Source organism: Promicromonospora sp. NPDC052451 (assembly GCF_044547525.1).
Lineage (GTDB): Bacteria > Actinomycetota > Actinomycetes > Actinomycetales > Cellulomonadaceae > Promicromonospora.
Genome location: NZ_JBIUAP010000010.1, coordinates 31,907 through 55,782, shown reverse-complemented (window position 1 = coordinate 55,782; position 23,876 = coordinate 31,907). Strand labels below are relative to the sequence as shown.

The window sequence follows — 23,876 nt, the reverse complement described above, 5'->3', positions numbered from 1 at the left end:
TCAGATCTCCTTCACGTGGTCGAACGGCTCCAGGCACGACCCGCAGCGGTACAGGGCCCGGCACGCCGTGGCGCCGAACTCGGACGTGACCTCGACGTCGTCCGCCCCGCAGCGCGGGCAGCGCACCGCGCGGCGAGGCGGGCCCAGGCGCAGCGGCACCGGCCCGGCGTGCCGGGGTGCGCGGCCCGGCGGGGAGATCCCGGCGTCCGCGAGCGCCGCCCGGCCGGCCGGGGTGATCCAGTCGGTGGTCCAGGCGGGTTCGAGGACGACGCGTACCCGCGCGTCGGCGAATCCCGCGGCGTGCAGCTCGTGCAGGAGGTCGTCGCGCATGGTCGCCATGGCGGGGCAGCCCGAGTAGGTGGGGGTGATCGCGGCGACGACGGCGCCGTCGTCACCGAGCGCGACGTCCCGCAGGACGCCGAGGTCGTGCAGGGTGAGCATCGGCAGCTCCGGGTCCACGACGGCGGCGGCGACCGCGCGGGCGCGGGTCAGCGCGCCGGGGTCTGCCGGATTGTGCGCCGGATTGTGCGCCGGACCGTGCACCGGCTGGTCCACCGGCAGGGTCCCCGGCGGGTGCGGGGCGGCCAGCCGCTGCCGCGCGGGTGCGGCGGTCACCACCGGCCTCCGGGGTGCGCGCGGGCGACCGACTGCATCTCGGCGAGCAGCAGGCTGAGCGCCTCGGTGTGCCGGCCGTCGCGGCCCGTCCGACCGAGCACGCCCGCGAGCGCGGGCACGTCGGGCCGGTCGACGCCGCTGGCGGCCAGCACCTGGCTGAGCACCGCGTCGACGCGCGCGGTGAGGCCCGCCGGGTCGACGCCGACGCCGGCCCGCGCGACCGCGCGCTCGACGTCGTGCGTCGCGAACAGCTCGGCCCGGTACGGCCAGAGCGCGTCGAGCCCGGCGAGCAGCCGCCGGCGGGACTCGGCGGTGCCTCGGGCCAGGGTCAGGAACCAGCGGGCGGCGAAGTCCCGGTGGTAGGTGAGCTCCTTGACGCCCTTGGCGGCCACGGCGGCGAGCACGGCATCCCGGCTGCGGCACAGCTCCTCGAACAGGGCCAGCCGCCAGGCCGAGAACAGCAGGATCCGGGCGACGGTGTGCCCGAAGTCGCCGTTCGGCACCTCCGCGAGGCGCACGTTGCGGAACCGGAGGCCGTCGCGGAAGAAGGCGAGCCGGTCCTCGTCGGGCACGGGTGAGCCGTCCGGCAGGGCGGGCACCTGGGCGGGGTCGGCGGCGGCCGCCCGGGCGAGCAGCAGCCGCGCCTGACCGAGCAGGTCGAGGGCGATGTTCGACAGCGCGATGTCCTCCTCCAGGTCGGGGGCACGGCTGCACCACTCGGTGAGCCGCTGGGAGAGCACGAGCGCGTCGTCGCCGAGCATCAGGCAGTAGGTCGCCAGCGCGGCGGGGTCCACGCCGTCGGGCACGGTGGCCTCGACGCCGGCCAGCGGGTCCTCGAAGTCGGTCCCGAAGGCCCAGCGGTCGTCGTTGACGAGCAGGCCCGCGTAGGCGCTGTCGTGCTCGCCGGGCTCATGGGTGCGGACGTCGGGCATGCGGCCTCCTCCAGGTGCGGGACGTCCTACATGTGCGGGACGTCGGCGGGGATGTCGTAGAACGTGGGGTGCCGGTAGACCTTGTCCCCGCTGGGCGCGAAGAGCGGGTCCTTCTCGTCCGGGCTGGAGGCCGTGATCGCGGACGACCGGACCACCCAGATGCTGACGCCCTCGTTGCGCCGCGTGTAGACGTCACGGGCGTGCCGCAGGGCCATCTGGTCGTCGGGTGCGTGCAGCGACCCGACGTGCACGTGGTTGAGGCCCCGCTTGCCGCGGACGAACACCTCGTAGAGCGGCCACTCGCCGCTGACCTGGCCGGTCATGCCACCTCCTCGTCGCCCTCGTGGTCCTCGTGGCCCTCGTGGCTGCCGTCATCCCCGTGGCTGCCGCCGTCCCCGTGGTCGTGACGGTTCGCGAACGCGAGCGCCGCCTCGCGGACCCAGGCGCCGTCGTCCCAGGCCTGCGCGCGGTGCGCCACGCGCTGGGCGTTGCAGGGGCCGTTCCCCGCGACGACGGCCCAGAGCTCGTCCCAGTCGGGCTGCCCGAAGTCGTAGGACCCGCGCTCCTCGTTCCAGGCGAGCTCCGGGTCGGGCAGGGTGACGCCCAGCGCGTCGGCCTGGGGCACGGTCATGTCGACGAAGCGCTGGCGCAGCTCGTCGTTGGTGTGCGTCTTGACCCCCCAGGCCATGGAGCGTGCCGTGTTGGGCGACGCGTCGTCCGGCGGGCCGAACATCATCAGCGACGGCCACCAGAACCGGTCCACGGACTCCTGGACCATGGCTCGCTGCTCGTCGGTGCCGCGCATCATCGTCGCCAGCAGCTCGAAGCCCTGCCGCTGGTGGAAGGACTCCTCCTTGCAGATGCGGATCATGGCCCGGCCGTAGGGGCCGAAAGAGGTGCGGCACAGGGGCACCTGGTTGCAGATGGCGGCGCCGTCGACCAGCCAGCCGATGGTGCCCGTGTCGGCGTACGAGAGCGTGGGGTAGTTGAAGATCGAGGAGTACTTCTGCCGGCCGCTGATCAGCATCTCGGTGAGCTCCTGCCGCGAGACGCCGAGGGTCTCCGCGGCCGAGTAGAGGTAGAGGCCGTGGCCCGCCTCGTCCTGAACCTTGGCGAGCAGGATCGCCTTGCGCCGCAGCGACGGCGCGCGGCCGATCCAGGCCCCCTCCGGCTGCATGCCGATGATCTCGGAGTGGGCGTGCTGCGCGACCTGGCGCACCAGGGTCCTGCGGTAGGCCTCGGGCATCCAGTCGCGCGGCTCGATGCGGTCCTTGCGGGCGATCGTGGCCTCGAACCGCGCTTCGAGCAGGGTCTCGGGCAGGGCGTCGGGCAGGGCATCGGGCTCGGTGTCTGCCGGCATGACCACCTCCGTGGGCGACGTCGCCCGTCCGCTGGACGCACTTCTGAACCTATTTACTGACCGAACGTTCTGTAATAGATTGGCACAGCCACGAGGGGTTGCACAACGGCCTGGGCACACCGATCGCAAAGGAGCGCAGAGTGAGCACACTGGAGAGCTACGTCGCGGGGCGCTGGCAGGCCGGCACGGACGACGGCGAACCCGTCCTCGACGCGGTGACCGGCGAGGAGATCACGCGGGTGTCGAGCCACGGGATCGACTTCGCCGCCGTGGTCGCGCACGCCCGTGAGGTGGGCGGCCCGGCCGTGGCCCGGCTCACGTTCCACGAGCGGGCGACCCTGCTCAAGGAGCTCGCGCTGCACCTGGGCGGGGCCAGGGACGAGTTCTACGCCCTGTCGCTGCGCACGGGCGCCACCCGGCGTGACTCCGCGGTCGACATCGACGGCGGCATCGGCACCCTGTTCAGCTACGCGAGCAAGGGCAAGCGGGAGCTCCCGGACGACACCGTCGTGCTGGACGGCGCCCTCGAACCCCTCGGCAAGGGCGGCACCTTCGTGGGCCAGCATCTGTACACCTCCCGACCCGGGGTCGCGGTGCAGATCAACGCCTTCAACTTTCCCGTCTGGGGCATGCTCGAGAAGCTCGCGCCCGCGTTCCTCGCGGGCCTGCCCGGCATCGTCAAGCCGGGCAGCCAGACGGCGTACCTCACCGCCGCGGTGGTGCGGCACATCATCGCCTCCGGGATCCTGCCCGAGGGCAGCCTCCAGCTCGTCTGCGGCAGCGCCGGCACGCTGCTGGACGAGCTCGGCGAGCAGGACTCGGTGGCCTTCACCGGCTCGGCGCACACCGCCGAGATCCTGCGTTCGCACCCGTCGGTGCTGCACCGCGGGGTCCGCCTCGGCGTCGAGGCCGACTCGCTGAACTGCTCGATCCTGGGGCCGGACGTGCGCCCGGAGGACCCGGAGCTCGACCTGTTCGTCAAGGGCGTCGTCACCGAGATGACCGTCAAGGCGGGCCAGAAGTGCACGGCGATCCGGCGCGTCCTGGTCCCGGAGGCGATGGCGGACGCCGTGATCGGCGCGATCAGCGCCCGCCTGGCCCGGATCACGGTCGGCAACCCGGCCGACGACGGCGTCCGGATGGGCGCCCTGGCCAGCCTCCGGCAGCGCGACGAGGTGCGCAAGGCGATCGAGGCGCTGCGCACCTCCGCCGACATCGTGCACGGCGACCCCGACCACGTCGAGGTGGTGGGCGCCGACGCCGAGCGCGGCGCGTTCCTCTCCCCCGTCCTGCTGCGCGCCCGGCCGGGCGCGGCCGAGCCCCACGAGGTGGAGCCCTTCGGCCCGGTGGCCACGGTGCTCACCTACGGCTCGGTGGACGAGGCGGTGGCCCTGGCGGCGCGCGGCCGGGGCAGCCTGGTGGCGTCGCTGGTCACGCACGACCCGCAGGTGGCCCGGGACGTGACCCGCGGGCTCGCGCCCTGGCACGGCCGCCTGCTGCTCCTGGACCGGGACGACGCCGCCGAGTCGACCGGCCACGGCAGCCCGCTGCCGATGCTCGTGCACGGCGGCCCCGGACGCGCCGGCGGCGGCGAGGAGCTGGGCGGGGTGCGCGGCGTGCTGCACCACATGCAGCGCACGGCCGTGCAGGGCTCCCCCGACATGCTCACCGCGGCCACCGGCCGCTGGACCACCGGCTCCCGGCGGGTGGTCGGCAGCGTGCACCCGTTCCGCAAGTCGCTGGCCGAGCTGCGCGTCGGCGACACGATCGAGACGGCGACCCGGACGGTCACGCAGGACGACATCGACCACTTCGCGGAGTTCACGGGCGACACCTTCTACGCGCACACCGACCCCGCGGCCGCCGCCGCGAACCCCTTCTTCGGCGGCATCGTCGCGCACGGCTACCTCGTGGTGTCGCTGGCCGCGGGTCTCTTCGTGGACCCGGCCCCGGGGCCGGTGCTGGCCAACTTCGGCGTCGACAACCTGCGCTTCCTCACGCCGGTGCACGTGGGCGACACCATCCGGGTGGCCCTCACGGTCAAGCAGATCACCCCCCGCACGTCGGCCGACTACGGCGAGGTGCGCTGGGAGGCCGACGTGACCAACCAGGACGGCGAGCAGGTCGCGGCGTACGACGTGCTGACGCTCGTCGCGAAGACCGGCAAGAACACGACCGGCCAGGACACGACCGGCGCCTGATCGGACCGTTCGCCCGGCCGTCCCGCCGTTCCTCCCCACGTGGGTGTGGCGGGGACAGGGACGCCGGGCCGACGATCCGCTCCGTCTGGGACGATGACCCGATGACCACGGACGCCACGCCGACGGACGCCCCCGCCCGCCGCCCGCGGGGACGCCCGGGCCACGACCGGGCGACGGTGCTGCGCACGGCGATCGAGCTCTTCAACCAGCGCGGGTACGACGCCACCTCGATCAGCGACCTGGCCGCCGAGCTCGGCGTCACCAAGTCGGCCGTGTACCACCACTACGCGAGCAAGGAGGCGCTGCTCGCGGCGGCACTGGACGAGGCCCTGGAGGAGCTCGCCGCCGCCGTCGAGGCAGCAGCGACCGCGACCGACGGCGAACGCAGCTCCGTACGCCTGCGGGCCACCGTCGAGGCGGCCGTCCGCATCCTCGCCGACCACCTGCCTGCCGTGACGCTGCTGCTGCGCGTGCGGGGCAACAGCGACCTGGAGCGGTCGGCGATCGCGCGGCGCCGGCACATCGACGAGCGCCTCGCCGCGCTCGTCCGGCAGGCAGCCGCCGAGGGCGACCTGCGCGCCGACGTCGAACCCGAGGTGATCAGCCGGCTCGTCTTCGGCACGGTCAACTCCCTCGTCGACTGGTACCGCCCCGACGGCCCGCTGCCCGCGAGCGCCCTCGCCGCCACGGTCTCCAGCGTGCTCTTCGACGGCCTCGGGCCGCGCCTGCACGACGAGGCACCGCACGACGAGGCACCCCACGACGAGGCATCCCACGACACCACACCACGCAGCGGCACATCGAGCAGCAGCACATCGAGCAGGCTTCCGTGACCGGCCCGCCGTCACCCGTCGATCACGCGGCTTCCGCGGTCGGCGGGTCGGCTGTCGAGTCGGCCCGCGGTGGTGGGAAGGCTTCGACCGCTTCGGGCAGACGGATGCGGTGCCCGCGGGCGTCGACGAAGTCCCATCCGGTCTCGACCAGGCCTCCTGTTCCGGCATCCGCAGCGGGTCTGCCCGTCCAGTGCATCGTGATGCCCCGCGCGTCGACGAGCTGATGGTGGAACCAGCACAGCAAGGCGCTGTTGGCCACGGCGGTGTCGCCGCCGTCTGCCCAGTGCCGCACCGCATGGTGGACCTCGCACCGCGACGGCGGTTGATCGCATCCCGGATACACGCAGTGCCGGTCCCTGGCGATGACGGCGCGCCGCATCTGCCCGGTCACGGTGCGCCGGGCACGCCCGACGTCCAGCACCGCCCCGTCCGGCCCGAACACGATCCTGGTGATCGCGCTGTCGCAGGCCAGCCGCCGCAGCAGCGCCCGTGGCGCACGACCGCCGGTCTCGGTGAACACCGCACCGCCCGCCGACAGCAGCCCGGGCACGGTCGGCATCGTGCCTGCTCGGGTTCCGCGTGCGGGGATGCCCTGCCCGCAGGTCAGGCACAGCCCGTCACGGGTCCGGCCGACCTGGGTGAGCAGCTCGGTCCAGGAGACCGTGACGTTCAGGTGCGGTGGGATCGCGGCCCCGGGCGACGCCTGGTCGGCGTCCAGCACGAGTCGAGCCGCGTCCGCCAGCCCCTGCGCACGCCGCTGCGAGGGCGTACGAGAGTCCTCCGCGGCGGGCGCCCCGATCATCGCGTTCACCACGGTCGAGACGAGCAGGCCGTGCTCGTCCGTCAGGAACCCCGCCACGTGGTACCCGCCGAAGGTCTTGGACAGGTCCAGGAACTCGCCCTGCGCCGCCTTGTCGTCATCGGCGTCGTCGGCGTCCGGGTCCGTCACCGTGGCGAACCGGCGCGCCACGACCCGGAACTGGTCAGCGTTGAGCGCTGCCGCCTCCCGGAGCACCAGCCCCTCGCCGGTCACCAGCGTCCCCTCCGCGACCGCGCGCTCCAGCACCGCCGTGACCAGGTCACGGGTCCGGGTCCCGTCCGAGTCCTGGGCCGGGTCAGGGAAGTCCACGGGCACCGTCTGCACGAACTGCTCGGGTGTCGTGGTCCGGCCGGTCCGGGTGTCGACCAGCCAGCCGAGCGCGTCCGTGCGGGACTCGCTCGTCGGTGCGACCTCGGCCATCACCCGGGCATGGTCGGCCCCCAGGGTCCCGGCGACCAGCCGCTCACGCGTCGCAGGCAGCGCGGTCGCCAGCCGGCGCGCCATCGTCACGTCCTTGCGCGCCGTGGACGCGGAGACTCCCTCCCGCACCCGCAACCAGGACGTGAACGTCCGGGCCGTCCCGCCGGAGCGCCACGACCCCTCGTCCTCGATCCGCGGCAACAGGGTGTACCGCACACCGTCCAGGCGGCCCGCCGCGCGACGGATCCGGGCGTGCGCCTCCACCAGCCGGGCGACGCCCGGAGCGTTCCACCCGTCCAGGTGGTCCGGGCCGACCAGCTCGGCCAGGTCATCCATCACCGCCTCGATCCGGGTCAGCGCCTCCTCGATCGACCGCACGGGCGGCAGGTCACCAGAAGCCATGCCGTTCGCCGCCTGCCCCATGGACCGTCACCCCACCCCACCGTTCCGCCTCCATACCCTCCTACACACACCATCCTATGGAACGTTCGTACGATCCGCTCGGGCATCGGAGGATCTGTGGACAACCTCCCTCGTCCCGTCGGAGACGCCGCCGGGCCCGCTCTCAGAGCCGCACGATCGCCGGCACCGGGTTCTCGATCGCCCCGGCGACGGATCGCATGAAGCCCGCCGCCGTCGCGCCGTCGCACACGCGGTGGTCGAAGACGAAGGACATCTGGGTGATCTTGCGCGGCACGACCTGCCCGTCGACCACCCACGGCCGGTCCATGACCCGCCCGAAGCCGAGGATCGCCACCTGGGGGTGGTTGATGATCGCCGCGCTGCCGTCGACGCCGAGACTCCCGTAGTTGTTCAGCGTGAACGTGCCGGCCGTCAGCTCCTCGGCCGTCGCCCGCCCCGCGCGGGCACGTTCCACCAGGTCGCGGACGGCCGCATCCAGCCCGGCGGTCGTCATCCGGTCGGCGCCGAGCACCGCCGGGGCCACGAGCCCGTGCTCACCCTGGACGGCGATACCGAGGTTGACCGTGTCCGGGACCACCAGCTCGGCGCGTTCGACGTCGAGCCGCGCGTTGAGCACGGGGTACTCCTGGAGCCCGGCGACGACGAACCGCGCGAGGTAGGCGAGCAGCCCCGGCCCCGGGTCGTCGGGCGTGCGGGCAGCCTCGCGCAGCTCGCAGAGCGCGGTGGCGTCGACGTCGACCCAGACGGTCGCCTCCGGGATCTCCGCCCGGCTGCGCGACAGCACCGCCGACGCCGCCTTCTGGAACCCGCTGAGCGGGACCCGCCGCGCGCCACGCGTGCCCGCACCCGCGCTCGCACTCACACTCGCACCGACCAGACCCGTGCCCCCACTCGCATCCGCACCCGCACCCGCACCGACACCGGCACCCGCACCCCCACCCGCACCGACACCGACACCGACACCGACACCGACACCGACACCGACACCGACCACACCCGAGGCCGCACCCGCACCCACCACGACCGCACTGCCCGTGGTCGCGCCCGCGGCCACACCCGAGGCCACAGCAGACGCCGGCTGCGCACCGGCGACCGCGGCGCGCACGTCGGACCGGGTGACCACACCGCCCGCCCCCGTGGGCCGGACGCTCCTCAGGTCCAGGCCCGCCTCCCGGGCGAGGCGCCGGACGATCGGCGAGATCACCTTCACGGGGCGCTCGGCGACGGACGGCGCAGCACCGCGCGGACGGCGCCGCCGCCCCGGCCCGGCGGGGACCGAGGTGCCGTACCCGATGAGCACGTTGCCGGACCCGGCCCGCTCCTCCTCGCGGTACGCCTCCCCCTCCCGCTCGCCGGCCGCCCCTGCCCGGGCCCCGGACCCGCCGCCCGCCACGATCGTGATCAGCGGCCGCCCCACGTCCACCGTCTCGCCCTCCGCGGCGTGCAGCCGGCCCACCCGGCCGGCGTACGGGCTGGGCACCTCGACCACAGACTTCGCGGTCTCGACCTCGGCCACGGGCTGGTCGACGGCGACGTCGTCGCCCTCGGCCACGAGCCACTGCACCACCGACGCCTCGGTCAGCCCCTCGCCGAGGTCGGGCAGCAGGAACGTCTGCTCCGTCGCGGCGGTGGTCATGCGTCCTCCCACTGGAGGTCGTCCACGGCGTCCAGGACCCGGTCGACCGACGGGAGCTGGAGGTGCTCCAGCTTCGGCGGCGGGAATGGGATGTCCAGACCGGTGACGCGGCGCACCGGCGCGGCCAGCGAGTGGAAGCAGCGCTCGCTCACCCGGGCGGCCACCTCGGCGGCGAACCCGGCGAACCCGGCGGCCTCGGCGACGACGACCGCACGCCCGGTCGACTCCACGGCGGCGCACACGGTCGCGTCGTCGTACGGGACGAGGGAGCGCAGGTCGACGACCTGGAGGCTGCGGCCGTCCTGCGCGGCCGCCTCGGCGGCCGCGAGCGCGACGGGGACCGCCGGCCCGTAGGCGATGAGCGTGGCGTCCGTGCCCGCGCGCCGCACCACCGCCGTGCCGATGCCCGGCACGTGCTCCCCGCCCACCTCGCCCTTGGCCCAGTAGAGCTTCTTCGGTTCGAGGAAGACCACCGGGTCGCGCGAGGCGATCGCCTCGCGCAGCAGCGCGTAGGCGTCGCCCGGGGTCGACGGCGCGACCACGTGCAGCCCTGGCGTGTGCGCGTAGTAGGCCTCCGAGGAGTCGCAGTGGTGCTCGACGCCGCCGATGCCGCCCGCGTACGGGACCCGCATCACGAGCGGCAGCTCGACCCGGCCCCGGGTCCGGTTCCGCATCTTCGCGATGTGGCTGACGACCTGCTCGAAGGCCGGGTAGGCGAACGCGTCGAACTGCATCTCGATCACGGGGCGCATGCCGTTCATCGCGAGGCCGACGGCGAACCCCGCGATCCCCGCCTCGGCCAGCGGGGTGTCGAAGCACCGGTCCTCGCCGAACGCGGCGGTGAGCCCGTCGGTCACGCGGAAGACGCCGCCGAGCGGGCCGACGTCCTCGCCGAGCACGAGCACCGACGGGTCCTCGGCCAGGGCGTCGTGCAGGGCGCGGTTGATCGCCTGCGCCGTGCTGAGCGTCCCGGGCGCCACGGTCGTGGTGGTCATCGGGCTGCCTCCTGCCGGTCCGGGGTGCCGGCGGGCTCGTCGCGCGCCAGCTCGTCCCGGACCATCGCGAGCTGCTCGACGAGCTGCGGGGTGGGCCGGGAGTAGACGTGGCGGAACAGGTCCTCGGGGTCGGGCTCGACGTCCTGGTTGATCCCGTCCCGCGTGCGGCGGGCGACCTCCTCGGCGTCCGCGGCGATCCCGGCGGCGCGACCGTCGTCCAGCACGCCCTGGGCACGCAGGTAGGTCTCCAGCCTCGTGAGCGGGTCCCTGGCCACCCAGCCGGCGACCTCGTCGTCGCTGCGGTAGCGCGTCGCGTCGTCGGCGTTGGTGTGGGCCTGCATGCGATAGGTGTGCGCCTCGACGAGCTGCGGGCCGCCGCCGGAGCGCGCCCGCGCCACCGCACCGGACAGCACGTCCAGGAGGGCGGCCAGGTCGTTGCCGTCCACCTGCTCGCCCGGCACGCCGTAGCCCACGCCCTTGTGCGCGAGCGACGGCGCGGCCGTCTGCCGGGACAGCGGCACCGAGATCGCGTACCGGTTGTTCTGCACCAGGAAGACGACCGGGGCGCGGAACACCGCGGCGAAGTTCAGCGCCTCGTGGAAGTCGCCCTCGCTGGTCGCGCCGTCGCCGCACAGCGCCAGGACGACCGTCGGCTCCCCGCGCAGCCGCGCGGCGTGCGCCACGCCCACGGCGTGCGGGAGCTGGGTGGCCAGGGGCGTCGTGAGCGGGGCGACGTGGCGCTCGTACGGGTCGTACCCCGAGTGCCAGTCCCCCTTGAGCAGCACCAGCGCCTCGACGGGGTCGACGCCGCGGACGGTGACGGCCGCGGTGTCCCGGTAGGTGGGGAAGAGCCAGTCGGCGTCGGTGAGCACCTGGGCCGCGGCGACCTGGCAGGCCTCCTGCCCGAAGGAGGAGGGGTAGACGGCCAGCCGCCCCTGGCGCACGAGCGCCGAGGCCTGCTCGTTGAAGCGGCGGGCGGTGACCATGCTCGCGTACCCGCGTAGCAGGTCCTCGGCGGGCGGCAGCGGCCCGGCCGACGTCGGCCGGCCGTCCGGGTCGATGAGCATGACCGGCACCGTCGACGGCAGCATGCGATCTACGTCACTCGTCATGTAGATATACTGGTCAAGCCTCTATCTGGAATCTACCAACGGCGGAGATCCGAGAGAGTGTCCGGCGTCCAGCCGGTAATGCGATCCAAACGTCCAGCACAGGAAGGACGTGGAGCGTGACCACGAGACAAGTGGCAACGGGCCTCGACGACGTCGACCGGCGCATCGTGGACGAGCTGCGCCAGGACGGCCGCATGTCGATGCGCGCGCTGGCCGAGCGCCTGCACATCTCGCGCGCCAACGCCTATGCCCGGGTGCAGCGGCTGGAGACCACCGGGGTGATCCGCGGGTACCGCGCGGACATCGACCCGGTGCTGTCCGGGCTGGGCACCTCGGCGTACGTGACGGTCAACCTCAAGCAGGCCGAGTGGCGCTCGGTCCGCGAGGGGCTGCGGGCCCTGCGCGGCATCGAGCACATCGGCCTGGTCGGCGGCGAGTTCGACCTCATCCTGCTCGTGCGCGCCCGCGACAACGCCGACCTGCGGCACCTGATCCTCGACCAGATCCAGGGCATGGACGGCATCCTGAACACCCACACGCTGCTGGTGTTCGAGGAGCCCGTCCCGGCGGGCCCGGCGCCGGCCGCCCCGGCGGGCTGACCCGGCACCCCGCACGCCGCGGGCAGAGCCCCCACCCCAGGTCAGAGGGCATCACCACCTCGGGACCAAGGTCCCGCACGCCGGGGGCAGGGGACCCTGCCGGGCGGGCTCGCCGCGGCGGGATCGTGGTGCCAGGACGCCGGAACAGGTCCGGCGCACCCTCCAGGAGGATGTCATGAGCTCCATCAGCCATCCCGCATCGTCGGCGCACGGACCGGTCGCACGCGAGCAGGCCGCCGCCACGCACGTCACCGGCGAGTCGGTCGCCCGATACGCCTTCGCGGGCGTCCGGCTGCTGCTCGCGTTCGAGTTCCTCTGGGCTTTCGGCGACAAGCTCTTCGGCTGGGGTCTGTCGACCCCGACCGACCGGGCCTGGATCAACGGCGGCTCCCCCACCGAGGGCTTCCTCGGCAGCATCGAGGGGACGTTCGCCGGCTTCTTCAACCCGATGGCCGGCAACCCGGTCGTCGACTGGCTGTTCATGCTGGGGCTGCTGGGCATCGGCCTGGCTCTCGCCCTCGGCATCGGCATGCGGATCGCCGCCGGCACCGGCGCGGTGCTCATGCTGCTGATGTGGATGGCGTCGCTGCCGATCGACGTCAACCCCTTCGTGGACTACCACCTGCTCGACGCGGTGCTGCTCATCGGGCTGGCCGCGTTCCTGGCCGGCGACACCGCAGGCCTCGGCCGCTGGTGGTCCGAGCGGTCGCTGGTCAAGCGATTCCCCGCCCTGCGATGACGTCGCACCCCGTGGTGCCCGTCCCGGTCGTGACCCGGACGGGCACCACGGCTACGGTAGGACGCATGGACGTTCGGGTGTTCCTCGTCGACGACCACGAGGTGGTGCGCCGCGGCGTGGCCGACCTCCTGGAGGCCGAGCCGGGGCTGACGGTGGTCGGCGAGGCCGGGACCGCCCGCGAGGCGCTCGCCCGCGTCCCCGCGCTCGACCCCGACGTCGTGGTCCTGGACGTGCGGCTGCCCGACGGCGACGGCGTCACCGTGTGCCGCGAGCTGCGGTCCCGGATGCCGTCGCTGGCCTGCCTCATGCTCACGTCGTTCTCGGACGACGAGGCGCTCTACGACGCGATCCTCGCCGGCGCGGCCGGGTACGTGCTCAAGCAGGTGCGCGGTACCGAGCTGGTGGACGCGATCCGCACGGTCGCCGCGGGCGGGTCGACGCTGGACCCGCGCGCCGCGGCGCAGGTCATGGAGCGGATCCGCACGGACGCCCGGCACGAGCCGGACCCGCTCGCCGGCCTGACCGAGCAGGAGCGGCGCATCCTGACCCTGATCGGGCACGGGCTGACCAACCGGCAGATCGGTGCCGAGCTCTTCCTCGCCGAGAAGACGATCAAGAACTACGTCTCCAGCATCTTCGCCAAGCTGGGCCTGGAACGCCGGGCGCAGGCCGCCGTCCTCGCCACCCAGCTCGAGCAGGAGCACCACCGGCAGCCGTGAGGCGCGGTACCCCGGGCACCCCCGGCACCCCTGGCACGCCCCGGCGCGTCAGGGGTGCCGGCGTGTACGGAGGACCTTCGTCCCGCCGTCCCGGGTCGCGCGGCTCTGCCGAGCGCCACCGGCGCGCTGGTGTCCTGGTGAGGAGCGAAGGAGGACGATCATGAGCACCACCTGGTACCGGGGTGTCGTCGTCGGGGTGGACGGGTCGAAGGAGAGCCTGACGGCCCTGGACTGGGCGGCCCGCGCCGCCGACCTGCACGCCGCCCGGCTGACCGTCGTGGCCACCTACTCCCTGCCGATCACGCCCGACCCGGGGATCGGCGACCTGATCGGCGAGATCCGCGACGAGGCCCACCGGGCCGCAGAGGCCGCCCGTGCGCGGCTCGGCGACCGCCGCCCCGGCGGTCGGGACGTCGAGCTGGTCGTCCTGCCCGGCAACGCCGCCGGTGTGCTGAGCGAGCGGTCCGAGACCTGCGACCTCGTCGTGGTGGGACGCCGCGGGCTCGGTACGTTCGACCGGGTGCTGCTGGGTTCCACGTCCTCCGCGCTGGCGGCGACGGCGCCCGGCGTGGTCGCCGTGGTGCCCGCCGGCGCGACGGCGGACACCCCGCGGCGGATCCGCGTGGGCGTGGCACGCGACGACGAGCCCGACGTCCTGGGCACCGCGTTCGCCGAGGCCGACGCCCGCGGCTGCCCGCTCGAGGTGCTGCACGTGACGGGCACCGACCCGCTCGGCTCGGCGCTGCTCGACATGGACCCCGTGGCGGCCTCGTGGCACGAGGCCGCGCAGGCCGACCTGGCCGACCGGGTGGACACCTGGTCGCAGAAGTACCCGCGGGTCTCGTGCTCGATCGTCGTCCGGCGCGGGGATGTCGTGGACGCGCTGCTCCACGACGTGGCACCCGACGACCTGGTGGTCGTCGGCGGCCGGCGGCACCAGCCCTTCCTGGGCCGCGTGCTGCGCAGCGTGCCGGACGCGGTGCTCCGGGCCGCGCCCTGCCCGGTGCTGGTGGTGCACGCGCACGGGACGGCCGCCCGCTGAGCGGCGCGGGCCCGGGTGGCGACGCGCTCGCCACCCGGGCCCCGCTACGCCCGGCCCTGCAACGTCCAGCCCTGCAACGCCCGGCCCCGCCCCGCTACGCCCGGCTCGCGACCAGGGCCCCCGCCAGCTCCGCCAGGGACCGCCCGGCGACGGCGGGCACGGTGACCCCCTGCAGCACGTCGACGTCGTCCGCGGCCGGTGCGCTGCCCGCGGCCCCGCACAGCGCGCCGACCAGGGCGGGCAGGCTGTCCTGGTGCCGCGTGACCGACAGGGCCAGCGGCAGCGCCGTCTCGTGGTCGCCCGCGGCCAGCACGGTGACGGCCAGGGCCAGCGGCAGCGTCTCCGCGACCGTGCCGGGGTGGCTGTAGGTGCGCGGCGCGAACCGGGCCACCAGGACGGGCACGGCCGCGAACGGCGAGCGCGCCTCGTCGGCGATCCGCAGCGCGTCGCGCACGCCGTCGGCCAGCCAGCCGTCGGCCGCGAGGTCCTCGGTGCCGGCCTCCAGGGCCGGGCGCAGCGGCGTTCCGTCGAGCAGGTGCCCGAGGATCCGGGCGTACGCGGCAGCGGCGTGCACGCTCGTGCCGTCGTGGGTGATGGTGGCGTAGGTGCGCGCGAGCTCCGCCGCGGCGGCGGGGTCTGGTGCCGCGATCGCCACGGCCAGCGCGCCGGGCAGGGCGCTGTCGTCGTAGAAGGCCGGGTTGTCGGAGCCGGTGTGCGGCGGGCGCAGCCCGGTGGCGGCGTTGATCAGGGCCGAGCGCTGCGCGGCGGACGTCCACGTGTCCGGCGTGTCGAGCAGGCCGCGCCACGTGTCGAAGAGGCTGCCCACGTCCCGGCCGGGCGCCTCCAGGAGCACCCGGGCGGCCACCGCGAACGTCTCGGCGTCGTCGGTGGCCACGAGGGCGGGCGCCCCGATCGCGGAGAGCACGAACGGCACCACGGGGCGCAGCACGCGGGACTCGTCCAGCTCCAGGGCGCCCTTGCGCAGCATCTGCCGCACCCAGGGGTCGCGGACGGTGCGGTGCTCGCCGGCGGGCGCGCCGAGGGCGTCGCCCAGCGCGAGGCCGTGCACGGCGCCGACGGCGCGGTCGAGGCGGTCGGTCATGCTCGCTCCTCCGTGGTCGCGCGGGCGACGAGCGCGTCCGCGAGGTCGACGAGGTCGGTGCCGGCCGTGGCCTGGATGCACTGGCCGGTCACGGTCCGCACCTGGGCGACGTGCCCGGGGTCGAACGCGCTCGCCCCGTGCAGGGCGCCGGCCACCGCGCCGGCCATCGCGGCGATGGTGTCCGAGTCGCGGCCGATGTTGACGCCGGACTCGATGACGGCCGGCGTCCCGTCGGTGGCCCGCAGCAGGCCGATGCACAGCGCGACGGCCTCGGGCGCGACGTCGGCCCACATGTAGTGCCGCAGCGGGATCGCCTCGAACAGGTCCTCCTCGGCCTGCTCCGGCGCGCCGGCGCGCCCGGCGATGTCCAGGGCGCGGCGGGCCGTGCGGGCCGACCAGGAGTCGGCGGGCAGCGCGGCGAGCATGGCGTCCAGCACGGGGTCCACGCTGTCCGCGACCATCGCCACGGCGACGCCCGCGGCGATCGCCTGCGCGCAGTAGACGCCGTCGCGCGAGTGGCTGACCTCGGCGTCGGCCCGCGCCATGCGTGCGGCGAGCACGGGATCGCCCGCGGCGAAGACGCCGATCGGGGCGACCCGCATGGCGGCGCCGTCGCTCCAGGTCTCGGCGTTGCGCTGCCCGCTGGCGGGCGGCTCCATGCCCGCGTGGAGGTTGGCGAGGGCGATCATCTCGCTGAAGCCCGCCCGGTTGAACCCGGTGCGCTGCTCGCGCAGGGCCTCCAGCCAGGTGTCGGCCACGTCCCGGGAGGTCAGCCCGGCGCCCGCCCGCAGCACGCCGCGGGCGCACAGCACGGCGTACTCCGTGTCGTCGGTCCCGGCGGCCTCGGGGTCGACGAAGCCGCGCACCCGTCCCCACCGCTCGCGGATCGCGGTGAGGGTCATGCCCTCGGTCGGCGCGCCCATCGCGTCGCCGATCGCCAGGCCGAGCAGCGCTCCGCGCGCACGATCGTCGTTCATGCTCCTCCGTCTTTCGGCTCCCGCTCCCCGGCTGCGACGCCTGGAAACGTAACGTTTTGCGTGGAACCAGCACGCAGAGCATGCGTGGCATCGCTATGTTTGCGCATCTTTTTGCGCTTGTGTCTTGCCTCACAGGGTGAACCTGGAGCATGCTACTCCAAAACCTTTTGCGTTCTCGGGAGAACGAGAGGCGGGCGAGGAGCGGGCATGGTCGGGATACGTGAGGTGGCGGAGGCCGCGGGCGTCAGCATGTCCACGGTCTCGCAGGTCGTCACCGGCAACCGCCCGGTCTCCGCGGCGACGAGGGCCCGGGTGGAGGCGGCGATCACACGCCTCGGCTACCGCGCCCACCCCGGCGCCGCGCAGCTGCGCGGCGGGCGCACCGGGACGGTCGCGCTGATCGTGCCGACCCTGGAGAACCCGTTCTACCCCCTGGTCGCGGCAGGCATGCAGGACGTGCTCGTGCCCCGCGACCTCCTGCTCACCATCACCGACGCCAGCGGCCTGGACCGCTCGGCCACGACCATCCACCGGCTCCTGACCCGCCGCGTGGACGCGATGGTCGCCGCGCCGTTCGGCCTGCCCTCGGCCGGGCTGGCCGAGGTGCACGACGCCGGCATCCCGTTCGTCACCCTCGGCCAGGCCCCTCCGGGCGGCGGCGACTACGTGCACACCGACGACGTCGAGGGCGCCCGGAAGGTCACCGAGCACCTCATCTCCCGGGGCCGCACCCGGATCGCCTTCCTCGGCGGTGACGAGGGCGTGACCCCGACCCGGCAACGCCTCCAGGGATACCAGGAGGCGCTGCGCGCGGCCGGCTTCCCGGTGCTGGGCGCCGACGTGGTGTGCACCCGTTACACGCGCCAGGGCGGCCGCGACGGCGCCACGGCGCTCCTTGACCGCGCAGACCGCGCGGACCGCCCGGACGCGATCGTGGCGGCCAACGACCTGATCGCGCTCGGGGTCCTGGACGTGACCCGCTCCATGAAGCTCCGGGTCCCCGAGGACCTCGCCCTGACCGGGTACGACGACATCGAGGCGGCGTCCCTGGTCGACCCGCCCCTGACCACGATCGAGAACCCCGCCCGGGAGATCGGGCGCGCCTGCGCGCGCCTGCTGCTGGAGCGGCTCGACGGCGACGTCACGGACGTGACGCGCGCCGTGGCCCTGTCCAACCGCCTCGTCGTCCGCGACTCGACCTGACGCCCCGCACCTCCCGCCCGGCACCATCCCTCCTCGCGAGAGAGAACATCACTGTGAGAATCACGAAGCACGCACTGGTTCCCGTCGGCCTCGCCGCCGCGGTCTCGGTCGCCCTGGCCGGCTGCGTGAGCGGCGGCGGTGACGCCGCCGGCGGAACGGTCTCCTACTGGGGCGCGTTCTACGCGCCCAGCACGGAGGAGGCCTTCCAGGAGATCTTCGTCGACGGGTTCAACGCCGAGGGCGACGCCCAGGTCGACATGGAGGTCAAGGAGCTGACCACCCTCGGCAAGCTCACCGACACCGCCGTGGCGGCCGGCGAGGCGCCCGACATCGTCTACGCGGACGGCCCGTCGGCCGCCTCGGACTTCGCCCGGGCGGACCGGACCATCGACCTCGACGAGTACGCGCAGGAGTACGGCTGGCAGGACGCGTTCCTGCCCTGGGCGTACGAGCTCAGCACGGTCGACGACGCGGTGACGTCGGTCCCGGCCAGCTACGGCTCCATGGTGCTGTACTACAACGCGGCCGTGTTCGAGGAGCACGGCTGGACCCCGCCGACCACCCTGGCCGAGTTCGAGCAGATCGCCCAGGAGGCCGACGAGGCGGGGATGGTGCCGCTCGGCGGCGGCAACGCCGGCTACCAGGGCATGAGCGAGTGGCTGGTCACGGCCGTCCTCAACGCCGCCGTCGGCCCCGAGAAGATCCACGACGTGCTCACCGGTGAGGCCTCGTTCACCGACCCGGAGTTCGTCGCGGCGATCGAGCTGATCCAGGAGTGGATCGACAAGGGCTGGCTCGCCGGCGGCGCGGAGTCCTACTTCACGACCGACGACACGGCGAACGTGACCGGGCTGGCCAACGGCACCACCGCCATGTACCTGAGCGGCACGTGGTCGTTCAACTCGCTGACCGAGGTGTTCGAGGACCCGTCGCAGTGGGCCTGGGCCCCGCTGCCGTCGCTGAGCGACGACGTCGAGCCGGGCGTGTTCCCGCTGGCGATCGGCACGCAGCTCTCGGTCAGCGCCGACGCGGCCGACCCCGACGCCGCGGCCGCCTTCCTCGACTACGTGGCGGGCGACGTCGACCGGGCGCTGGAGTACACGGCACGCACGGGCGAGAATCCGCCGCCGCTGGCGATGACCGCCGACCAGTTCCCCGACGAGGTCGACGAGCGGACCGTGGACCTCTACAGCCAGATCCCCGAGTCGACGAACGTCGGCTACGCCACCTGGACCTTCTTCCCGCCCAAGACCGACTCCTACCTCATCACCGAGTTCGACAAGGTGGTGACCGGGGACAGCACGGCCCAGGAGTACCTGGCCGGCATGCAGGACGTCTTCGACCAGGAGTTCGACGCCGGTACCACCCTCGTGCCCTTCACCCCCCAGAGCCGAGGCTGACCGGTGACCCCCAGGACCGCGACCACCGGGACCGCGCTGGCGGCGGACCCGGTGCGTCGTGGTGCGCGGCCGGCCCTCCGGGGCCGGCCGCTCGGGGCCAGGCGGCAGCGCCGGCTCCTGGCCTGGGTGTTCGTCGCACCGCTGCTGATCGTCAACCTCCTGGTCATCACCGGACCGGGACTGGCGTCGGTCTACTACTCGTTCACCGACTGGGACGGGCTGAGCACCCCCGGGTTCGTGGGCCTGGCCAACTACGCCGAGATGCTCGGCTCCGGAGTCGTCCGTGACGCGCTGGTGCACAACCTCCTGTGGACCCTCTTCTTCCTCGTGGTCCCGATGTCGATGGGCCTCGTCGGCGCGTTCCTGCTGTCGCGGCTGCGGCGCAACCAGGCCTTCTTCCGGGTCCTGTACTTCATCCCCTACGTGCTGGCGACGGTGGTCTCCGCGGCCGTCTGGCGCCAGCTCCTGGACCCGGACGGCGGCGTCGGTGCGGCCCTGTCGACGCTGGGCATCCCGTTCGTCTCCGACCTGCTGGCCGACGTGAACTTCCTGGGCAACCCGTCGCTCGCGCTCGGCTCGGTCGCGTTCGTCAACACCTGGCAGTGGTGGGGCTTCCTGCTGGTGATCTTCCTGGCCTCGATGCAGTCCGTGGACCCGGCCCTCTACGAGGCCGTGCGGCTCGACGGCGCCGGGCCGGTGCGCGAGTTCTGGCACATCACGCTGCCCATGATCCGCCCCACCCTGGTCTTCCTCGGCCTCATGACGATCATCTGGTCGTTCCTGGTCTTCGACTACGTCTACGTCCTGACCCAGGGCGGCCCCGCCGGCTCGACGGACGTGCTCAGCACGGTGCTGTACCGCGAGGCGTTCGAGAACCAGCGCCACGGGTACGCCTCCGCCGTCGCCATGCTGCTGTCGGTCATCAGCGCCGCGACCGTGCTGGGCTACCTCGCCCTGCGCCGACGACTGCGATGGGACATCTAGTGCACACCGCTCCCACCCTCGACGGCCGCGTCCCGGCGGCCCGGCGGCGTCCTGCCCAGCCGGTCACCTGGCTCATCCTGGGCCTGCTCGGCGTGTACGCGCTGGGCCCGCTGCTCGTGCTGGCGTCCAACGCGCTCAAGTCCTCGCGCGAGATCGACAGCAACCCGCTCGGACCGCCGCAGACCTGGAGCTGGAGCAACTTCGCCGTCGCCTGGGAGCAGGCGCACATGGGCGGCGCGCTCCTGAACAGCCTGGTCATCGCGGTCGCCACCGCGGCCGGCGTCGCGGTCATCGCCACCACCGCGGCCTACGCGATGACCCGGCTGGACCTGCCCGGCGGCGGGGCCTGGATCCTCTGGCTGCTGGTGTCCTCGTCGCTGCCCATCCAACTCTTCCTGGTCCCCCTGGTGAGCTGGTGGTCCATGCTGGGGCTCTACAACCAGCCCATCGGCCTGATCATCATCTACTGGGCCGTGTACAGCCCGTTCGCCACCCTCCTGGTGCGGGCGTTCCTCGTGGGCATGCCCCGCGAGTACGAGGAGGCGGCGCGGCTGGACGGCGCCGGGGAGGTGGGCGTCTTCGCCCGCATCGTGCTGCCGACGATCCGGCCCGCGGTGCTGACCGCGGCTCTCGTGGCGGGGCTGCAGGCCTACAACGAGTTCATGCTCGCCGTGACGTTCATCCAGGACCGCGACCTCCAGCCGGTCGCGCTGTCCCTCTACTCGTTCCAGCAGGGATTCACCACCGACTGGTCCCTGGTCAGCGCGGCAGGGCTGCTCATGGCGCTGCCCGTCGTCGTGCTCTTCCTGATGATGCAACGCACCTTCATCGACGGCTACGTCTCCCGCGGGATCGCCGTATGACGCTCCCGCCACCGGTATCACGCACCTACCAGAACCAAGGAGTGCCCATGCCATCCGCCAAGGAGATCCTGCGCACCGCCGCGGCCGAGCAGATCGACTCCGGCCTGGTCGACCTGGTCACGGTCGACAACTTCGACCGGTTCGTCGGCGCCATGCTCGTCGCCGACGACAGCCACCGCCTCATGATGGAGGACCTCGGTGACGACCTGGTCCAGCTCTGGTCCTGGACGCCCTGGGTCGACGGCCACTTCGGCGAGACGGGCATCACGACCGACGAGACGATCGCCCAGGCAGCGGTCCGGCGCTGGCTCGACGGCGCCCCGCCCATCCGGCGCGAGCCGAGCCGCGACATCTTCAGCGTCCTGTCGATCGACGAGGACTGGCGCTGACCGCAGGGCGGTCGCGGGCCGGGTGACCGGTCCCCTCCGCGCAGCCGCGCGGATTCAGCAACTGCTAAATTCACCCCGGCGGCCCCGTCGACGCACGCGCGTGCAGCACGGGCGGCGGGTCCGACAGGACGTGCCGGCCGCCGTGCGACCCGGCGAGCAGGGTCCGCACCGCGACGGTCCCCACCTCGTGCAGCGGCAGGCTGACGGCGGTGAGCGACGGCGCGAGGTGCTCGTTGATCCACGTGTCGTGCACGGCCGCGACCGACAGGTCGCGGGGCACCACCAGGCCGTGCCCCGCGAGCGCGCCGAGCATGCCGATGCCCACCAGCGAGTTCCCGGCGATCAGGGCCGACGGCCGGTCGGCCGCCGTGCCCCAGCGCGCCACGAGCTCGCCGACGCCGGCGCGGCCACCGTCGGCCGACCACTCGCCGTGGGCCCGGTCCTCCTCGCGGAGCTCCAGGCCCGCCGCGGCCAGCGCCGTGACGATGCCCTCCTCGCGCAGCCGGTTGGTCATGGACTGCCGGGGGCCCGAGACAAGGCCGATGCGCCGGTGGCCCAGCCCGACGAGGTGCTCGGTGAGCAGGCGGGTGGCGGCCACCTCGTCGGGGTAGACCTGCGTCGCACCCTCGTGCTCGACGTCCGTCGGGGCGTTGACGACGACGGTGGGCAGCGCCCGCGCGATGTCCCCGACCCGCCGGTCGAGCTCGCCGTGGCCACCCTGCATGACGATGCCGTCGACGCGGCGTCCGCTGATGAGGATGCGGTAGGCGTCGTCGTCCGCGAGGAGCTCGTCGACGTCGCCCAGCACCAGGAAGTAGCTGTGGCGGGCGGCCTCCTCGCGTGCCCCGCGCATCAGCTCCAGGTAGATGGGGCTGGACAGGTCGTGGACGACCAGGCCGAGGAGCCCGGTGCGGTTGCCGCGCAGGCTCCTCGCCGCCACGTTGGGGACGTAGCCCAGACGCGCCGCGGCCTCGACGATGCGGGCCTTGGTCTCGGGGGCGGCCCGCGCGGCAGGGTCGCCGTTGAGCACGCGCGACGCCAGCGCGCGGGACACCCGCGCGGCCTCGGCGACGTCGGCCAGCCGGACGGGGCCGCTGCGTGGTCCTGCCGTCGTCCGCTGCACCGGGGTGTCCATGTGCCCAGTGTGCCGGGCGGGACGGAGCGGCGGCCAACCGGCCGCCGCTCCCCCGCCGGTCAGGCGTGATCAGGCGCGCACGGACCGCGCGCCGTCGCCCCGGCCCGCGGCGACGCGCGTCTCGGGCAGCAGGAACATGCCGAGCGCCGCGAGCGCGCACAGCACGGCGCAGTACAGCGCCACCAGCCACGAGCCGCCGCCGGCCGCCGCCGTGAGCCAGGCGGCGACGAACGGCAGGGTGCCGCCCACGAGCGCGCCGGTGATCTCACGGCTGAACGTCACGCCGGTGTAGCGGTGCCGCACGTCGAACAGCTCCGACATGAATCCGGACTGAGCCGCCAGCATCGCGTCGTTGCAGAACGTGAAGAGCAGCACCAGGGCGATCCAGACCAGCACCGGGGTGCCCGTGTCGAGCAGGAAGAAGAACGGGTAGACGAGCACCACCGCGCCGAGCGCGCCGGCGAGGAACACCGGTCGCCGGCCGACCCGGTCGGAGATCCACCCGGCCAACGGGATGGTCACGAGCTTGAGCAGGTTGCCGATCAGGATGCCCGTCAGGCCGATCCACGCGGGTGCGCCCACGGTGGCGGTCAGGTACGTCAGTGCGTAGACGGACGGCAGGTAGCTGGCGACGTTGGGGCCGATGCTCGCGAGCATCGCGAACGGGATCTTGCGCCCGGCCGTGCGGAACAGCTCGCCGAGGGCCACCCGGGGCACGTGGCCCTGCTCCTTGGTGCGCACGTACTCCGGGCTCTCGGCGACCCGCAGCCGGATGACGATGCCGGTGACGCTCACGGCGATGCTGAGCAGGAACGCGACGCGCCAGCCCCAGGACAGGAAGGCGGCCTCGGAGAGCGTGGTGCTGAGCAGGGTCAGCACCCCGGTCGCCAGCAGCGCGCCGACGGCGTTGCCCGCGCCGGGGATCGCGGCGTTGAGCCCGCGGGCGCCGTCGTGGGAGTGCTCGGCGGCGAGCAGCGTCGCGCCGGCGTACTCGCCGCCCGCGCCGAAGCCCTGCACCACGCGGAGCACGACGAGCAGCACGGGCGCGGCCACGCCGATGCTCGCGTGGCTGGGGACCAGGCCGATCAGGGTCGAGGAGACGCCCATGAGCACGAGGGTGACGAAGAGCATCTGGCGGCGGCCGTACCGGTCGCCGAGGTGGCCGATGATGAGCCCACCGACGGGCCGGGCGAAGAACCCGACCGCGAACGTGGCGAACGACGCGAGGGTCGCGAGCACCGGGTCCTGGGACGGGAAGAACACGGCGGGGAACACCAGCGCGCTGGCGGTGCCGTAGAGGGAGAAGTCGTACCACTCCAGTGCGGTGCCCACGGTGGCACCGACGGTGGCCTTGTTGATCCGGAACGTCATCGTTTC

Annotated in this window: 23 protein-coding genes; 11 read left to right on the top strand and 12 right to left on the bottom strand. The window is 73.7% G+C overall.

Annotated elements, in window-relative coordinates; translation table 11 throughout:
- The 4 genes from paaD to paaA all read right to left on the bottom strand — a co-directional run bounded on the left by paaD (position 1) and on the right by paaA (position 2,907).
- A complete protein-coding gene (gene paaD / locus ACIG47_RS17995) occupies positions 1-543 on the bottom strand; it encodes a 1,2-phenylacetyl-CoA epoxidase subunit PaaD (protein WP_397432536.1) in 543 nt (180 codons plus the stop codon).
- Positions 544-611: 68 nt separating this feature from the next.
- On the bottom strand, positions 612-1,547 hold the full coding sequence (gene paaC / locus ACIG47_RS17990; RefSeq protein ID WP_397432387.1) for a 1,2-phenylacetyl-CoA epoxidase subunit PaaC: 936 nt from the start codon (positions 1,545-1,547) through the stop codon (positions 612-614).
- A 26-nt stretch (positions 1,548-1,573) separates the two neighbouring features.
- Positions 1,574-1,870, bottom strand: coding sequence for a 1,2-phenylacetyl-CoA epoxidase subunit PaaB (gene paaB / locus ACIG47_RS17985; protein ID WP_397432386.1), 297 nt, complete (start codon positions 1,868-1,870; stop codon positions 1,574-1,576).
- Positions 1,867-2,907, bottom strand: coding sequence for a 1,2-phenylacetyl-CoA epoxidase subunit PaaA (gene paaA / locus ACIG47_RS17980; protein WP_397432385.1), 1,041 nt, complete (start codon positions 2,905-2,907; stop codon positions 1,867-1,869). The genes paaB and paaA overlap by 4 nt, the downstream gene beginning before the upstream one ends.
- Positions 2,908-3,047: 140 nt before the next feature.
- On the opposite strand from paaA, the gene paaZ reads away from it, so the two are divergent.
- Both paaZ and ACIG47_RS17970 read left to right on the top strand, forming a co-directional pair.
- Positions 3,048-5,108: a phenylacetic acid degradation bifunctional protein PaaZ gene (paaZ, locus tag ACIG47_RS17975; protein ID WP_397432384.1), complete on the top strand. Its 2,061-nt coding sequence runs from the start codon at positions 3,048-3,050 to the stop codon at positions 5,106-5,108.
- A 101-nt stretch (positions 5,109-5,209) separates the two neighbouring features.
- Entirely contained in the window at positions 5,210-5,941 is a 732-nt protein-coding gene (locus tag ACIG47_RS17970) for a TetR/AcrR family transcriptional regulator (protein WP_397432382.1), read from the top strand.
- 22 nt (positions 5,942-5,963) lie between these two features.
- Here the strand turns inward: ACIG47_RS17970 and ACIG47_RS17965 are convergent, their stop codons facing one another.
- The 4 genes from ACIG47_RS17965 to pdhA all read right to left on the bottom strand — a co-directional run bounded on the left by ACIG47_RS17965 (position 5,964) and on the right by pdhA (position 11,347).
- Complete coding sequence (locus ACIG47_RS17965) at positions 5,964-7,583, bottom strand: DUF222 domain-containing protein (RefSeq protein WP_397432381.1); 1,620 nt, start codon at positions 7,581-7,583, stop codon at positions 5,964-5,966.
- Positions 7,584-7,746: 163 nt separating this feature from the next.
- Positions 7,747-9,240: a dihydrolipoamide acetyltransferase family protein gene (locus ACIG47_RS17960; protein WP_397432379.1), complete on the bottom strand. Its 1,494-nt coding sequence runs from the start codon at positions 9,238-9,240 to the stop codon at positions 7,747-7,749.
- Entirely contained in the window at positions 9,237-10,235 is a 999-nt protein-coding gene (locus ACIG47_RS17955; RefSeq protein ID WP_397432378.1) for an alpha-ketoacid dehydrogenase subunit beta, read from the bottom strand. The genes ACIG47_RS17960 and ACIG47_RS17955 overlap by 4 nt, the downstream gene beginning before the upstream one ends.
- Positions 10,232-11,347, bottom strand: coding sequence for a pyruvate dehydrogenase (acetyl-transferring) E1 component subunit alpha (pdhA, locus tag ACIG47_RS17950; RefSeq protein WP_397432377.1), 1,116 nt, complete (start codon positions 11,345-11,347; stop codon positions 10,232-10,234). The genes ACIG47_RS17955 and pdhA overlap by 4 nt, the downstream gene beginning before the upstream one ends.
- A gap of 116 nt (positions 11,348-11,463) precedes the next feature.
- Here pdhA and ACIG47_RS17945 point away from each other — a divergent pair, with 116 nt between their 5' ends.
- From ACIG47_RS17945 to ACIG47_RS17930, 4 genes are all read left to right on the top strand, one after another.
- Positions 11,464-11,946: an Lrp/AsnC family transcriptional regulator gene (locus ACIG47_RS17945; protein ID WP_397412858.1), complete on the top strand. Its 483-nt coding sequence runs from the start codon at positions 11,464-11,466 to the stop codon at positions 11,944-11,946.
- A gap of 175 nt (positions 11,947-12,121) precedes the next feature.
- A complete protein-coding gene (locus ACIG47_RS17940) occupies positions 12,122-12,685 on the top strand; it encodes a hypothetical protein (protein ID WP_397432376.1) in 564 nt (187 codons plus the stop codon).
- A gap of 65 nt (positions 12,686-12,750) precedes the next feature.
- Entirely contained in the window at positions 12,751-13,404 is a 654-nt protein-coding gene (locus ACIG47_RS17935; RefSeq protein WP_397432375.1) for a response regulator, read from the top strand.
- A 160-nt stretch (positions 13,405-13,564) separates the two neighbouring features.
- Positions 13,565-14,446 (top strand): universal stress protein, encoded by an 882-nt coding sequence (locus ACIG47_RS17930; protein WP_397432373.1) that lies wholly within the window; start codon positions 13,565-13,567, stop codon positions 14,444-14,446.
- Positions 14,447-14,540: 94 nt separating this feature from the next.
- Here ACIG47_RS17930 and ACIG47_RS17925 read toward each other — a convergent pair whose 3' ends face one another.
- Both ACIG47_RS17925 and ACIG47_RS17920 read right to left on the bottom strand, forming a co-directional pair.
- Positions 14,541-15,548, bottom strand: a complete 1,008-nt coding sequence (locus ACIG47_RS17925; RefSeq protein WP_397432372.1) for an ADP-ribosylglycohydrolase family protein — start codon at positions 15,546-15,548, stop codon at positions 14,541-14,543.
- On the bottom strand, positions 15,545-16,525 hold the full coding sequence (locus ACIG47_RS17920; RefSeq protein ID WP_397432370.1) for an ADP-ribosylglycohydrolase family protein: 981 nt from the start codon (positions 16,523-16,525) through the stop codon (positions 15,545-15,547). The genes ACIG47_RS17925 and ACIG47_RS17920 overlap by 4 nt, the downstream gene beginning before the upstream one ends.
- Before the next feature lie 207 nt (positions 16,526-16,732).
- Between ACIG47_RS17920 and ACIG47_RS17915 the strand changes: the two genes are divergently transcribed.
- The 5 genes from ACIG47_RS17915 to ACIG47_RS17895 are packed head-to-tail and all read left to right on the top strand — an operon-like array spanning position 16,733 to position 21,364.
- Positions 16,733-17,728: a LacI family DNA-binding transcriptional regulator gene (locus ACIG47_RS17915; protein ID WP_397432368.1), complete on the top strand. Its 996-nt coding sequence runs from the start codon at positions 16,733-16,735 to the stop codon at positions 17,726-17,728.
- Positions 17,729-17,781: 53 nt separating this feature from the next.
- Positions 17,782-19,128: an ABC transporter substrate-binding protein gene (locus tag ACIG47_RS17910; RefSeq protein ID WP_397432366.1), complete on the top strand. Its 1,347-nt coding sequence runs from the start codon at positions 17,782-17,784 to the stop codon at positions 19,126-19,128.
- A 3-nt stretch (positions 19,129-19,131) separates the two neighbouring features.
- Complete coding sequence (locus ACIG47_RS17905) at positions 19,132-20,112, top strand: carbohydrate ABC transporter permease (protein WP_397432365.1); 981 nt, start codon at positions 19,132-19,134, stop codon at positions 20,110-20,112.
- A complete protein-coding gene (locus ACIG47_RS17900) occupies positions 20,112-20,975 on the top strand; it encodes a carbohydrate ABC transporter permease (protein WP_397432363.1) in 864 nt (287 codons plus the stop codon). Before ACIG47_RS17905 ends, ACIG47_RS17900 begins: the two co-directional genes overlap by 1 nt.
- 47 nt (positions 20,976-21,022) lie before the next feature.
- The gene (locus ACIG47_RS17895) at positions 21,023-21,364 is read left to right on the top strand and encodes a hypothetical protein (RefSeq protein ID WP_397412868.1); all 342 of its coding nucleotides are present in this window, start codon (positions 21,023-21,025) and stop codon (positions 21,362-21,364) included.
- A gap of 70 nt (positions 21,365-21,434) precedes the next feature.
- On the opposite strand, the gene ACIG47_RS17890 is transcribed toward ACIG47_RS17895, so the two are convergent.
- Entirely contained in the window at positions 21,435-22,499 is a 1,065-nt protein-coding gene (locus ACIG47_RS17890; RefSeq protein WP_397432361.1) for a LacI family DNA-binding transcriptional regulator, read from the bottom strand.
- Positions 22,500-22,568: 69 nt separating this feature from the next.
- Positions 22,569-23,870, bottom strand: a complete 1,302-nt coding sequence (locus ACIG47_RS17885; protein WP_397432360.1) for an MFS transporter — start codon at positions 23,868-23,870, stop codon at positions 22,569-22,571.
- Between the last annotated feature and the right edge of the window lie 6 nt (positions 23,871-23,876).

Excerpts from the sequence above, each read along its gene's own strand:
- paaC (WP_397432387.1), bottom strand. The coding sequence starts at position 1,547 with ATGCCCGACGTCCGCACCCATGAGCCCGGCGAGCACGACAGCGCCTAC.
- paaB (WP_397432386.1), bottom strand. The coding sequence starts at position 1,870 with ATGACCGGCCAGGTCAGCGGCGAGTGGCCGCTCTACGAGGTGTTCGTC.
- paaA (WP_397432385.1), bottom strand. The coding sequence starts at position 2,907 with ATGCCGGCAGACACCGAGCCCGATGCCCTGCCCGACGCCCTGCCCGAG.
- ACIG47_RS17970 (WP_397432382.1), top strand. The coding sequence starts at position 5,210 with ATGACCACGGACGCCACGCCGACGGACGCCCCCGCCCGCCGCCCGCGG.
- ACIG47_RS17965 (WP_397432381.1), bottom strand. The coding sequence starts at position 7,583 with ATGGCTTCTGGTGACCTGCCGCCCGTGCGGTCGATCGAGGAGGCGCTG.
- ACIG47_RS17960 (WP_397432379.1), bottom strand. The coding sequence starts at position 9,240 with ATGACCACCGCCGCGACGGAGCAGACGTTCCTGCTGCCCGACCTCGGC.
- ACIG47_RS17955 (WP_397432378.1), bottom strand. The coding sequence starts at position 10,235 with ATGACCACCACGACCGTGGCGCCCGGGACGCTCAGCACGGCGCAGGCG.
- pdhA (WP_397432377.1), bottom strand. The coding sequence starts at position 11,347 with ATGACGAGTGACGTAGATCGCATGCTGCCGTCGACGGTGCCGGTCATG.
- ACIG47_RS17940 (WP_397432376.1), top strand. The coding sequence starts at position 12,122 with ATGAGCTCCATCAGCCATCCCGCATCGTCGGCGCACGGACCGGTCGCA.
- ACIG47_RS17935 (WP_397432375.1), top strand. The coding sequence starts at position 12,751 with ATGGACGTTCGGGTGTTCCTCGTCGACGACCACGAGGTGGTGCGCCGC.
- ACIG47_RS17930 (WP_397432373.1), top strand. The coding sequence starts at position 13,565 with ATGAGCACCACCTGGTACCGGGGTGTCGTCGTCGGGGTGGACGGGTCG.
- ACIG47_RS17925 (WP_397432372.1), bottom strand. The coding sequence starts at position 15,548 with ATGACCGACCGCCTCGACCGCGCCGTCGGCGCCGTGCACGGCCTCGCG.
- ACIG47_RS17920 (WP_397432370.1), bottom strand. The coding sequence starts at position 16,525 with ATGAACGACGATCGTGCGCGCGGAGCGCTGCTCGGCCTGGCGATCGGC.
- ACIG47_RS17915 (WP_397432368.1), top strand. The coding sequence starts at position 16,733 with ATGGTCGGGATACGTGAGGTGGCGGAGGCCGCGGGCGTCAGCATGTCC.
- ACIG47_RS17895 (WP_397412868.1), top strand. The coding sequence starts at position 21,023 with ATGCCATCCGCCAAGGAGATCCTGCGCACCGCCGCGGCCGAGCAGATC.
- ACIG47_RS17890 (WP_397432361.1), bottom strand. The coding sequence starts at position 22,499 with ATGGACACCCCGGTGCAGCGGACGACGGCAGGACCACGCAGCGGCCCC.
- ACIG47_RS17885 (WP_397432360.1), bottom strand. The coding sequence starts at position 23,870 with ATGACGTTCCGGATCAACAAGGCCACCGTCGGTGCCACCGTGGGCACC.